The organism is Roseovarius dicentrarchi (assembly GCF_003316635.1).
GTDB classification, from domain to species: Bacteria; Pseudomonadota; Alphaproteobacteria; order Rhodobacterales; family Rhodobacteraceae; genus Roseovarius; species Roseovarius dicentrarchi.
This window is the reverse complement of the sequence record NZ_QNQP01000040.1, coordinates 1-12,282: the sequence shown is the minus strand read 5'-3', so window position 1 is coordinate 12,282 and position 12,282 is coordinate 1. Positions and strand designations below refer to the sequence as shown.

9 protein-coding genes are annotated in these 12,282 nt (G+C 53.0%); 3 read left to right on the top strand and 6 right to left on the bottom strand.

Features of this window, described 5'->3' with window-relative positions; all coding sequences use genetic code 11:
- Positions 1 to 226 precede the first annotated feature (226 nt).
- The 4 genes from DQ230_RS16285 to DQ230_RS16270 all read right to left on the bottom strand — a co-directional run bounded on the left by DQ230_RS16285 (position 227) and on the right by DQ230_RS16270 (position 5,715).
- The gene (locus DQ230_RS16285) at positions 227 to 1,519 is read right to left on the bottom strand and encodes an HlyD family type I secretion periplasmic adaptor subunit (RefSeq protein WP_113913629.1); all 1,293 of its coding nucleotides are present in this window, start codon (positions 1,517 to 1,519) and stop codon (positions 227 to 229) included.
- 106 nt (positions 1,520 to 1,625) lie between these two features.
- Positions 1,626 to 3,419: a type I secretion system permease/ATPase gene (locus tag DQ230_RS16280; protein WP_113913628.1), complete on the bottom strand. Its 1,794-nt coding sequence runs from the start codon at positions 3,417 to 3,419 to the stop codon at positions 1,626 to 1,628.
- A 264-nt stretch (positions 3,420 to 3,683) separates the two neighbouring features.
- A complete protein-coding gene (locus DQ230_RS16275) occupies positions 3,684 to 5,384 on the bottom strand; it encodes a hypothetical protein (RefSeq protein ID WP_113913627.1) in 1,701 nt (566 codons plus the stop codon).
- 19 nt (positions 5,385 to 5,403) lie between these two features.
- Positions 5,404 to 5,715, bottom strand: a complete 312-nt coding sequence (locus tag DQ230_RS16270; protein ID WP_113913630.1) for a helix-turn-helix domain-containing protein — start codon at positions 5,713 to 5,715, stop codon at positions 5,404 to 5,406.
- 261 nt (positions 5,716 to 5,976) lie between these two features.
- On the opposite strand from DQ230_RS16270, the gene DQ230_RS16265 reads away from it, so the two are divergent.
- The 3 genes from DQ230_RS16265 (at position 5,977) to DQ230_RS16255 (ending at position 10,411) form a co-directional block, all read left to right on the top strand.
- On the top strand, positions 5,977 to 9,510 hold the full coding sequence (locus DQ230_RS16265) for a DUF4214 domain-containing protein (RefSeq protein ID WP_113913626.1): 3,534 nt from the start codon (positions 5,977 to 5,979) through the stop codon (positions 9,508 to 9,510).
- Positions 9,511 to 9,617: 107 nt separating this feature from the next.
- Positions 9,618 to 9,815: a DUF6447 family protein gene (locus DQ230_RS16260; RefSeq protein WP_113913625.1), complete on the top strand. Its 198-nt coding sequence runs from the start codon at positions 9,618 to 9,620 to the stop codon at positions 9,813 to 9,815.
- A gap of 155 nt (positions 9,816 to 9,970) precedes the next feature.
- Complete coding sequence (locus DQ230_RS16255) at positions 9,971 to 10,411, top strand: HlyD family secretion protein (protein ID WP_113913624.1); 441 nt, start codon at positions 9,971 to 9,973, stop codon at positions 10,409 to 10,411.
- Positions 10,412 to 10,426: 15 nt separating this feature from the next.
- Here DQ230_RS16255 and DQ230_RS16250 read toward each other — a convergent pair whose 3' ends face one another.
- Both DQ230_RS16250 and DQ230_RS17185 read right to left on the bottom strand, forming a co-directional pair.
- Positions 10,427 to 11,038 (bottom strand): recombinase family protein, encoded by a 612-nt coding sequence (locus DQ230_RS16250; protein ID WP_113913623.1) that lies wholly within the window; start codon positions 11,036 to 11,038, stop codon positions 10,427 to 10,429.
- Between the two features lie 560 nt (positions 11,039 to 11,598).
- Positions 11,599 to 12,090: a hypothetical protein gene (locus tag DQ230_RS17185; protein WP_162497486.1), complete on the bottom strand. Its 492-nt coding sequence runs from the start codon at positions 12,088 to 12,090 to the stop codon at positions 11,599 to 11,601.
- Positions 12,091 to 12,282: the final 192 nt, after the last annotated feature.

Below are 12,282 nucleotides of genomic sequence, written 5' to 3'. Positions count from 1 at the left end.
ATGCGAAAAGTGGATGGCTCGGAAACCTTGGCTCAGCCCATCGCCCCGATCAGCCTTGACCTCGCCGCCTGATCAGACCCAAATTCCCATGCCCGGAGAACGCCGCCACAGAATTTCCACCAGATTCGAGACACCACCCGTTTTGTCCGCAGCAGGGGAAAAGCGTGGGTCTTTCAGCCATTTGAAGATCAGGTTCGCGTTCATGGAAACCCGGGATGGTTGAGCGTCACTCTTCGATCAGGCTTTTGCGAACCGCGTCAAGCAACGGGGATGCGATGAAATTAAGCACTGTCCGCTCCCCTGTCGTGATGATCACATCAGCAGGCATACCTGCTGACAGGCGACCTTGGATCTCCTTGGGAATGTCTTTCTCCTCGACATCAATACGGGCCAGATAATAGGGCATCTCTTGCGGATTTTCGGGAGTGATGACGTCGTTAGACAAAGTTCTGACACTGCCTAGCATGATTGGCGTCAGCTTGGTCTTGAAGGCGGTGAACCGGACTTCTGTCTTCATCCCCGGAGATATGTTGTCGATATCGCGCGGTGACACCCGCGCATTCACGATCAGGTCTTCATCCTTGGGCACTATTTCCATGAGAACATCCCCTGCGCGGATTACCGATCCAACGGTATGCACCTTTAGATTCTGGACCGAACCGACGCTAGGCGCACGTATTTCCATCCGCTTCAGGGTGTCCAGGGCGATATTCTTGCGCTGATCGAGTTCTGAGATCTCGGCTCGGACCTCTTCCAGCTCTGTATTGGCGCGCTGTCGATATTCCTGTACACTCTGAATTTTTTCGAACTCAGTTTCACTGATCATGTTCTTGGCTTGAGCAATCTCAGAGGTTATCTGCCCGAGAGATGCCTCGATTTGAATCATTTCGTCTTCTTGCTGAGACAAGACATTTTTCTGAATCATGCCTCTTTCTTCACCGTCGCGCATCCGCTTGATCATCGTCATGTAATTATCCACCCGACGCGTCAGCGCAGATTTCTGAAGCTCCAGGCCCTCGATTTGTTCTCCAATCTGTTCAATCCGACTCTTTAAGATATCAGTCCGTGACTTCAGGATGGATTGGCGGTCTTGGAAGATATCTTTCTGGTCCGCAATTGTCGTCTCAACAATGCTAGAAGACTCTCCTACGTTCAGGTCGGGCATCTCAAGCGTCTCAGCTAGTTGACGCTCTGCCAAAAGACGGGCTTCAACAATTCTAGCTACGTCCAGCCGGGTATCTACGACATGCAAATTGGACCGCGCCTCAATGCTATTAAGGCGCAATAGGACATCGCCTTCTTGAACCGTGTCGGCTTCATTTACGAGGATCTCCTGAATAATGCCGCCTTCAAGATGCTGCACGACCTTGCGGTTACCCTCCAAGGAGATTGTACCCGGAGCAAAAACGGCACTATCAAGCTTGGCAACAGCTGCCCAGCTTCCAAAAACGCCAAACGTGAGGATTACAATTGCATATCCCATGATCGCAATCGGTCTTGGGCTTGGTTTCTTGGCCATCTGTGGCGTGTCCTAATATAGTTCCTCGGTGCCCCTCATGTCTCGGTTTCATGGGGATCCGCTGACAAGACAGAACCTGTCTCATCTCTCTTTGTCAGCTTTTGTCTTAACTGGATCTTCCAGCTTGCCCGGACGGGGATAGCTGCACCACCGCAGGTACGGTTTCGGCCGCTTTACTAGGAGCCTGTCCCGTACCATGAGCGCTGACTGCCCCTGTAACACCTGATGCCGTAGCTTGTGGCTTTTTGAAAAACTCGCTGGTTGGGCCAAACTTTTCAACTGTCCCGTTCATGAGCATCAGCGTCTTGTCGGTTAGGGCAAGCAGGTTGGTCTTATGTGTGACCAAAATCACGGTTTTGCCCATGTCCTTGAGGTGCTGAATGCACGACATGAGCGCTTTTTCACCCTCACTATCCAAATTCGAATTTGGTTCATCAAGAACCACGAGGCTCGGAGAGCGGTAAACCGCCCGCGCAAGGCCTACACGCTGACGCTGGCCTCCAGAGAGAAACATGCCCCCGTCACCGACATTGGTTTCATAGCCATTGCTCAGCGTCTGGACCATGTCATGGGCACCGGAAAGCGTTGCCGCGGCAACTATATCTGCATCTTCTGGCTCGTCTTCAAAGCGCGAGATGTTTTCTGCAACGGATCCGCCAAAGAGTTTCACATCTTGGGGCAAATAGCCAATGAACCGCCCGAGCTTATCAGGATCCCAGTGATGCATTTCGGTTCCGTCCAAGCGAACCGCTCCGGCCGCTGGAGCCTTTGCTCCGACAAGATGTCTGATCAGGGAGGTTTTACCAGACCCACTCGGCCCAATAATCGCGAGAACCTCTCCGGCCTCAATTGAAAAGCTGATTCCTCTAAGCAGCGCATCCCGTGTGCCTGGGACGGTCGCAAATAACTGTTCTACCTTTAGGTTTCCCTTTGGCTCTGGCAGCTCAGTTCGCTCTTCTTGATCTGCGATCGTGTCAAACAATTGCTTCAGGCGCTTGTGTGATGATCGCGCGTTCACAAATTGCTTCCACTGGCCAACAGCTTGTTCGACCGGGGCCAGAGCGCGGCCCATTACGATTGATGCCGCTATCATGATACCGGGCGAGATCAATTGCTGGATTGCCAGGTAGGCCCCAGTCCCTAGAATGGCGACCTGTAGACTCATGCGAATGAATTTCGACGAGGCCATGATTGAGCCCGCGCGATCACTCGCCTTGGCTTGATGGACCAGCACGTCATCATGTTTATCCAGCCAACGTTTGGTCAGCTGCTTTTCCATACCGAGCGCTCGAATGACCTCAGCATTTTGCATGGTCGTACTTACAAAGTGATTGGCGCCCTGAGCAGCATTGCTGGCATCCTGCAAGACATTGCGAGTTGCGAATTCATTGGTGATCGCGAGTGCAAAGATAATGGCCGCCCCAATGGTAGCCACAATCCCCAGCCACGGATGGAACGCAAAACATAAGGCGAGAAACAACGGGACCCAAGGAGCATCGAAGAAAGCCAGAATTCCCTGTCCGGTCATAAACTCCCGAACTCTATCGATGTCACTCAAAGCAATTTGGGCATTGCCGCCCGGCATGGCTGTCTGTTGTTTGACCACACGGTGGAAGACAGGGTTTGCGAGCACTTCATCAAACTGCATCCCTGCTCGAACCAGCAGGCGCGAGCGTGTGAACTCCAGAAGGCCGTAGCTCAATAGGAGGGCTATAGCGATTACAGAAATCATAATCAGGGTCATCTCGTTCCGGCTCGCAAGCACACGATCATAAATCTGCAGCATATAGAGAGGGCCAACAAACATCAGTAAGTTGGTGAAAAAACTGAAGACAATGGTCGCGACGAAGGTGGACCTGAACCTACCGTACGCGAGCTCAAGCGAGGATTTCTTACGCATAATGTTAGTCGGCCTCCAAAGCCCAAACGTATGACATGCACTCTACCGCATAATGACGGCCGCTTATGGTTTTCTATCTGCGGCCTTGTAAGTTGATATGCAGCATTTGTGAAGTAGACGTAGACCTTCATTTTCTAGATGCTGGTGTGGTTTCAAGGTTAGTAAATAGCTTGTCCTAGGATTGTCCTGGGAGCCTCCGAAGAGGTCCGTCCTTATGCCCAGGACATCGAAGGATCGGCGCTCAAGGGCTTTTGGTCCGTATTTTCACGCAACGAGAAATTCAGCCATATCGCTGGACAGGCCAATCATCGACACGTAACTGCCATCATCTAGTTGCCAGCTGACCGTGGTGGTGTTCCCAGAATATGCAGCCTTATCGATAAGAATGACCTCTTCATTGAAGCGGAGAACTTCCATATTTTTGCCCTTGGCGTCGATAAAACTCTGCGCGGCATCATCAAACTCACTGAGATAAACAGAGCCAAGGAAAGGATGCTCTGTCTCGTCAGCGAGACCGCTTTCCTCTTCCGCAGGAAAGACAATGAGATCGAAAGCCTCGGCATACTTCTTAAGCTCACCATTAAAATTACCGAGGCCTGACTTGAACGACGGTGCATCGAAACGGACGACATCCACGCCGCTAGACACATAAGCTTGTGTGATACCCTGAATAGAGACATCCGAAACCTGCTCCTTTATGTTGAGATCAAGGCCTCTATCATACAAGCTCGCAGCCATCTCAGACTGCTGGACATTTTCTTCACTGCTGATCTCACCTGACTCATCAGCGGTTGTGATCATGGATGTTTTTTCGAAAGCTATGGGCTTTTCGCTGGCAATAGCGAGTTGCTCTTGGTCAATATTGTCCAAGACTGCCTGGGTTAGGACAACCGCGCTCGCGCCTACATCGTTATCGTTTTCAGCCGCGTAGCCCTTATCACTCTTCACTACGACCAAATCGACCACACCGCTCAACAGCGTCAGAGCGTCTGACAGATGATCAGGGGAGATGTTTAAGTCGCTCTCCTCGCTTGCCCCGGCTCCATTGAATGAGTCAGAAGCATCAGCGTCAGCGGGCGCCTCCATGATGGATTTCCAAAAGCCATCTGTCGCTTCTGTGCTGGCGTAAAATCCAGCAGCTATAGCAATTGTAGTTAAAGCCTGTGAGTAGGAAGAGACGTGCAGCTGCTTTTCGTCTCTTTGTACGATCGCCCCTTTTCCTAGATCAACAAAAAAAGCGGCTGCGTCTACTTCAAGTTTTTCCGATTTCACCAGATCAGCCTTGAAGATTGCAGGGGCGGGTATGTCCAACATGTTGTCAGACAAAGTTTTGTTCTGAGCTTTGTCCTGGCCTAGCCCCCTAAGGCTGGAGCCGCTTGAAGGCGGGAGGGTTAGCTCATCAGCATCCATCAACAGAGTCCATACAAGCGCTGCAATCATCACCGATGGATGCAAGCAAACAGTGCCGCCACGAACTAACCGCACAACATTTGCCGGATCAGCAGAATCCTCCGCGCCCTGCCCTTGCTTTCCAGCAACAGTGGTCAGAAAACTCTTGATCAGGGTGTTAAAATTTGTGCCCCTCAAAGCTTTCGAGAGCGCAACGCTGTCAAGGATATAGGTTCCTTGGATGCGGCAGATATGGATCAGCACATCGCCTTTGTCATCACCAATAATGAACCAAGGATCGCCCTCATCGGAAATACCACGGTCACATTCCAGCCCCGGCTGTGCTGATTGAACCAAAGAGTGAGCCCGGTACAACTCAGCGAGTTCCTGATTCGTCCAGTCTGATGCGTAGATGGATTTTGGGTGAGCCAGTTGAGGCTGCGTCTGGTTATGTGCTTGGGCCTGCGGAATCTGGGACTGAGGGAACTCCAGAAGATCGCCGTCATCGACGAAGCCATGCAGAGCGTGTTCGCGCGTATGGTTTGTCGGCTTGGTAAATGAGACAATTTTTGCCATAGGGCGCAATCAACCTATATCAAAAGGTCTCGTCCGCACCGTCCGAGAACAAAATTTCATATGACGCAGGATCATAGTGTGACAAAAGCTTACGCACAAACGCCTTGGGGTCTTGCCCAAGCGCCTGAGCCCAGTCCCGATACCGATTGCAGGGGATTTTTCCACGTCCGTTTTCCAGCTGGGAGATGAAGGTATAGTAATCAAGGCCCAACTCAACAGCAAGTTCACGCTGTGTTAGTCCTCGACCTTCGCGCAATGATTTAAGCCAGCCCCCCAAGTCCGCACGCAAATTTATTCGGGCCTCAGGGGCGACAGGTTCGCGGTTATACATGGATTCACCCCTCATCGTATTGCGCCACAGCCACCCCATAGACATGGACAAGACCACCCTACCTGACTCATTGGCGCAATACAACAAGACAAGTGTTCACTTCACTGTACATTCTTATTGTATGCTGATAAGTATTTTGCTAGCACACAACCAGTGCGTCAATGGAATCCTTGTGGTACGGCCTTTCAACAGGTCTCTCGGGCAAAATACAAGTCAGACAGCACTACCTTATGAGCGCTCATAAAGCAGAAAGATAAAACCATGGCTACGCAAGACCAAATCAACGACATCACCGCCCTATATGTAGGGTACTTTGACCGCGCGCCCGATCCCGCTGGCCTTCAGTTTTGGATCAATGAGCTCGACAACGGTCGTGAGTTTAACACAATCGCAGCAGACTTTGCTGCTTCACCCGAAGCCGAAGCTCTGTATCCTTACTTGGTGACGCCCGGAGTTTCTTCGCCGGCCTCCTTCATCACATCCGTTTATGTAAACATGTTCAATCGCTCCCCCGATGCTGACGGGCTGGCATTCTGGGTTGACGTGCTCGAGAGCGGAAGTGTGTCGGTAGCCGACATGATCGAAGCGATCATCAATGGTGCACGTGACGATGCTGCTGGTGGCACGTTCGACAAATCAACACTCGACAATAAGGTTGAAGTTGGTTTGGACTTTGCAACGAAAGCCGGTAACACCTCTGGATTCGAATATGACGACGCTGCCGCCGATGCGGCTGTTGCGGTTCTTAACGGTGTTACAAACGATGCTGCAACCGTGGACGCGGCAAAGCTTGCAACAGACGCCTTCCTGTCCGGCGCCAGCGATGCCGTTACGCTCACGCCTTATGCAGATATTGTGTCGGCGAACGTGTTCGACGCGCCGCGTGATTACACGCCGGGCGGCAACGACCAAGTCAACACACTCAATAACGATGACGTGCTCACCGGTGTTGGCGAGGACCCTACCCTGAATCTGTCTTTTGTCCAAGATTCTGATATTGGGGCAGTCGACATCACCCCGACGCTGAATGGTGTTGAGACAGTTAACATCACGTTCCAAGGCCCGATCGGATCGACTCAGATTCTCGACCTGCAAGATGCAGCTGGTGTACAGAACATCAATTTCTCGAGAGTTGCCGAGGCTCAGACCGTATTCGCTCAAAACATTGCTGAAGCGACTGCCAACAATCTCTCCATCAATAATTCGCAGTCGCCGAATAGCGTTATCGGATTCACTTATCTCGACTCCGCTCTTGAGGCTGACGATCAGACCGTGAATCTCACGCTGAACAACGCCGCGACAGGCGATCTTGTTCTCCAAAGCATCTCGGGTCAGCAGGGCTTTGAAACGCTGGACCTCACCTCGGAGGGAAGCTTCAACTCTGTTGGGATGACTTTCGCCCAGGATCTCGAGGCGGTTAACATCTCGGGTGATCAAGGTCTTCGTCTCGGCGACTCAGAGAGCACCTTCTTTGGGCAGCGCGTCGAGGCAACGCAGTATGATGCCGCCTTCACGAACGTGGCCGGGTCTCTGTCAACGATCGACGCGTCGGGCCTGAATGCCGGGCTTGAGATCAACCTCGACTCTGAAGTTAACGCTATTCAAGACGGCACTTCGGGTACGCCTGTAGATTTCAACTTCACCGGCACCGGGCAAGACGACGTTGTGCGTCTTCTGAATGGCCTCGGCGCAGGCGATATGATCGACCTCGGTGCAGGCGCGGATCAGGTTACGATCTTCGACGATGCTGTTGCAGGCTCAATCCTGAACACAGAGACGGTCAACATCCTCTCGGGTCATGATGGTGGCACAGCACCTGACACGATTAACTTCGATACGTCGATCGCACCGGACTTGGAGAACATCTTCATCCGGAACGAAGGTCAAGACCTTGTCCTTGGTGATTGGGTGTCAGCGTCTGAGAGAATGACCGTCAATCTGACGAATCTCACGGCAGAGGTTTCCGAGAATATAACAGTCGCCCACGGCACCTCCGGCAATAACAGCCGGGCCGGTAACCTCATCACGGCTGCTCTGGCGACGGACACTGCGAACGACACAGTTGGCTTGACGATCGTGGACGGCGTGAACGTCGATCCGCGCTTCAACGCGCGGCTTCAGGCAGGCGAGTACGAGAACGTCACCCTGACCGACAGCGACACTGAGTCGAACACCGTTCAGCTTGGTGTGGGTGGCAACGTCACTGCGCACTCCGGGACGATCACGGTCACTGGTGGCCAAGCAGGGGACTTCTTTAACCTTGACTCCACGGGGAACCTCTATCGTCTTGACCGGTCGGGTACGGACAATGACGGTAGCGGCATTGATGACGTTGGTAGCGGTGCTGCAGAGCGTTTCTCGGCTGCGACGATTGACGCTACCGATAGCGCAAGCGACGTAATCGTGCGAGTCGATACTCTGCGCGACTCCAGCGGCGTGGCACTACCCGGCGGCGGCCAGGCAATCCTGATGGGTTCGGGCGATGATACGGTCATCTTCGATCTCCTCAACGACACCACGGCTGGTCTGACGATCAATGATACCGTGTCTGGCGGTGAAGGGGATGACACGCTCGCCATCGACGGCGATGGTGTGCTGATCAACATCGGCGCTTCCGAGTGGACCAACGTCTCCGGCTTCGAGACGATCCATCTCGTCGGCAACAACACAGCTGGTGTGAATACCGATACTGCTAATGGCGCTGCTGATGCGTATGGCCGTAACAGCTACAACCTGACCCTGACCAACGAACTACTCGCTGCGAACGGTGTGGCAGTAAACGGTGGTCGCCAGATCAATATCGTTAACGATAACGATACGGAGAACGGTGTTGGCGTGCCTGATGATGTCGGAACAGGTATTAACGAAGGCGCTACGATCGATGCGCGTGGTTTGACTGCCCAGAACAGCTTCACCTACGATGGTGAGGAAGGGTTTTGGATGACTAATGATCGCTTCATTATGTCGGATGCCAACATAAACGCCCGCGCCATAATCGACGGCGGTGCCGTTTTAGTAGGGGCTAATAACAACGCCTCCAACCTGGCCAACAACGACGTGATGGAGGTTCGTAACTCTGCTGTGGTGACTGTTGGTGACCTTGAGGGGGTGTCTAACGTCGGAACGATCGAGTTCACCAACGATACGGCTATTACGCAGACGTCCTCGCTCTTCTTGGACAACGCGGTGGTTGATGCGATGGTCAACTCGAGCCAGGCGGCGTCCATCGGTTCTGAGGAGACGCTGACGATCCGTGCTTACGATCACCCGAATTTCCTCTTGGGTGCTGACACGGTGCTTAATCTGGACGCATCGCAGGTGACAAATGCTGCTCTGCAGCTTGATGTCATCGGCGGTGGTGGCAACGATATCCTCATTGGCGGTGCTGGTGATGACCTCATTGAGGGCGGTCAGGGTGTCGACGTTATGACAGGTGGCGCAGGAGATGACACGTTTGTGATCTCGCAGTTCGATACCGGCGTAACACTGGCCACTGCGGATACGATCACCGACTTTAACACTGGTAGCGACCTTATCGACACGGGTGGCAACTCTGTTACTATCGCGGACGGATCTGGCTTTGGTAGTTTTGCTAACTTTGTGGCCGCTGCAAACGCCAACTTTAACTGGTTTGGCGCCACGGAAATCTACGTTGCTTATGATGTGGGGGGGTCTGGCAACGCTTATGTTGCGGTCAACGAGAATAACACCGGAAACTTCGGTTTTGGCGACTCGTTGATTGTCTTGACGGGTGTGTCTTCCGCAGCGGACATCGCTGCTACCGACTTCATCTGATTAGGTAATCAGTAACAATCGGCGGGGGGATTTCTTCCCCCCACCTTTCCTGAAAATTAAACCCCCGGCTAGCCGGGGGTTTTTTGAATCAAACACGGAGTTCAAAAATGACAGACAAAACAACAATTACCGTCGACGGTAAAAGCTATAATCTCGATAGCCTGTCAGACGAAGCTAAAAACCAACTTGGCAACCTGAATGTTGTGGATCGTAAGATCCTCGATCTGCAGCAGGAGATTGGGATCATGCAGACGGCTCGTAATGCATATGCACGGGCGCTGGCTGCGGCTCTACCAAAAAACTGAATTTTTGACTATCCGGGGAGAGGTGCAAGTCGTCACGCCATAGGGCGCATCGAACTCATGGGCTCTGGTTTTGAATGGATGAAAGTTCAGTGACAGGTCACGTCGGCGCATACGGTCCATTATCTAAGCGGTGTTTTGCAACATCTTCCCTGAAAGTGGCCGAGGCCAGCGTCAATCAGGCGTCTGCATCGCTGGACAAGCTGTCTGTCGATCTGGACAACGCGCGCACCTTGCTGGCTCGCAATGTCGGCACCAAGGACGCGGTGCGTGCGCTTGAGTCCTCGGTAAGCGTGGCCGAGGCGCAGCTGGCAGCCGCGCAGGCGCAGGTGGATCTGGCCGGGTCCGATCTGACACAGGCCCTGCCGGCCGAACGCAGCGCCGCCGAAGCCGCCGTCGAAAGTGCGCAGGTCGCCCTGGACAAGACCGAGGCGCGTTCCTTTACCGACGGGGTCGTCACCCAGATGGCGATGAGCGTGGGCAGCCCCGCGTCGCAGCTGATCATCAACCCCGCGATGGTCATGATTCCCGACCGGCCCGAGGACGCGCCCCTGCGTGTCACCGCCGGATTTAATCAGGTGGGGGTAGATTCCGGCTGAGTGCAGAATATTACGTTAGGCACTGAGGACGCGCTTGCCATAGTCTCGCAGATTGCCGTTCGGGTCGACGTATCGATAGAGTGTAACGGGCTTCACGCCTAATTCCTTGCAAAGGTTTGAAACAGACGTGTCGCGGTTTGCCATGGCGGCCTGTGCCATGCGCACTTGTGATTTTGACAGCGCAAATTTTCGTCCGCCCTTCCTACCGCGCGCCCGGGCTGCTTGAAGACCGGCCATTGTGCGTTCACGGATCAACTCGCTTTCGAATTCGGCCAGGGCCGCAAAGATGCCAAATGAAAGTCGTCCTGCCGCAGTTGTTGTATCGATCTGCGCGCCTTGTCCGGTGAGCACCTTGAGGCCAACGCCGCGTTCGGACAGTAAGCTGACGGTTTTGACAAGGTGGTGGAGACTGCGGCCCATGCGGTCGAGCTTCCACACAACCAGAACATCGCCCTCACGCAATGCCTTGAGGCAGGCCTCCAGACCGGATCGGTCATCTTTCTTGCCGGATGCCAGATCCGAGTAAATCTGGTCCTCTCCGACGCCTGACGCGATCAGGGCATCCCGTTGCAGGTCAAGGGACTGGCTGCCATCAGCCTTAGAGACCCGTGCATAGCCGATCAGCATGTTTCACAAACGTTCGTTTGAGATGCTCTGGCAACAGCTCTGCTTTTAGCCATCAGAGTAGTTCCTTATTCAGCATCTTAATCATCAATAAGCAAACCATAAAAAGAAAGCAAAAGAAACACTTCACCTCTCCTTGTCTTGTCTATCAAATACCTTATAGGTGCCTTCTTTACGCCACGTTTTACAGCTTTCTAAGCCTCGAACAAGGAAAGCTGATTGCGCATGAGGCATGTAGAGAACTCCGCCGCTTGGACCAATGTTATCGCAAGCCTCATGGCAGCAGGAGTCGACAGAATACTCGCTGTCGGGATTGTCGATATTTTGGTAGAGAACGCACGCCGAAACCCTAATGAACATCATACGCCCCTCATCCTTTCGAAATGCCAAATGCTTGATGCGCCCGGGAAGGAGGCAAAGGTGATGGAAGATATTGATCAAATCCTGCCCCGCTTATTCTCGACCACACAGCAGTTTCTCACGGCTCCAAATCTGAAGCGCAAACATGAGGCCCACCAATATTGCAGGCACGCAGTTCTTATAGAAGGAGGTCAACGCAAGGGTTATCTCAGGAAGACTTCCAAATGAGCCGGAGATGCAGGAAGCGCCAACTGTATATCGCAAAATTGACCATCCATTGTGGTGGCAACCGCAGATAATTTGAACTGCTCTGATGCCCACACAAGCCTGAGGTTGGAATCTGCACGTCTCAGAATACCGCCAACGTCGATAAGATCGCACTGCTGGCCATCAGACCTATCGCTCATGATGATTGTGGAGTATTGCTCCAGCGGGAGTTGGTAGAGTTCCTGCAATTGCGCCAAGAATCGGAATGACACAGAGGCGCCGAGCGAGGCTAGTTCTTTTGCCAAATCGTGAAGACCAGTTTCCTGCCCTAGGATAAGAATATTTTCGTTCTCCCAAGAAAATTCTCGGAGAACGTTAGCCCGCAAAACAGGGCGAGCCACATGATTTCTATGAGATGGGCCTTCAGCAGGACCGGGTTTCCTTCTCATCAACAGCTTTTCTATAAACTCTGAAACCCTAAAAACCATAACCTCCGAACTCTATCTGAAAGACCGTCTTGATCTGGACAGGTGCGGACAGTAGCTTACTCAGCACCCCTGTTGCGCGCAATACCGTAACCGAGCCATTGGCACCGCCTGCCTGAGGCTGGGGCGATGATCTAAGAGACGTCGCTAATGACGTCATTACTGACGTCTCTTATGCGGGGTCTGTGATGCGTG

What these genes read in the sequence shown, in the direction of transcription:
- DQ230_RS16285 (WP_113913629.1), bottom strand. Translation starts at nt 1,519, where the DNA reads ATGGCCAAGAAACCAAGCCCAAGACCGATTGCGATCATGGGATATGCA.
- DQ230_RS16280 (WP_113913628.1), bottom strand. Translation starts at nt 3,419, where the DNA reads ATGCGTAAGAAATCCTCGCTTGAGCTCGCGTACGGTAGGTTCAGGTCC.
- DQ230_RS16275 (WP_113913627.1), bottom strand. Translation starts at nt 5,384, where the DNA reads ATGGCAAAAATTGTCTCATTTACCAAGCCGACAAACCATACGCGCGAA.
- DQ230_RS16270 (WP_113913630.1), bottom strand. Translation starts at nt 5,715, where the DNA reads ATGTATAACCGCGAACCTGTCGCCCCTGAGGCCCGAATAAATTTGCGT.
- DQ230_RS16265 (WP_113913626.1), top strand. Translation starts at nt 5,977, where the DNA reads ATGGCTACGCAAGACCAAATCAACGACATCACCGCCCTATATGTAGGG.
- DQ230_RS16260 (WP_113913625.1), top strand. Translation starts at nt 9,618, where the DNA reads ATGACAGACAAAACAACAATTACCGTCGACGGTAAAAGCTATAATCTC.
- DQ230_RS16250 (WP_113913623.1), bottom strand. Translation starts at nt 11,038, where the DNA reads ATGCTGATCGGCTATGCACGGGTCTCTAAGGCTGATGGCAGCCAGTCC.
- DQ230_RS17185 (WP_162497486.1), bottom strand. Translation starts at nt 12,090, where the DNA reads ATGGTTTTTAGGGTTTCAGAGTTTATAGAAAAGCTGTTGATGAGAAGG.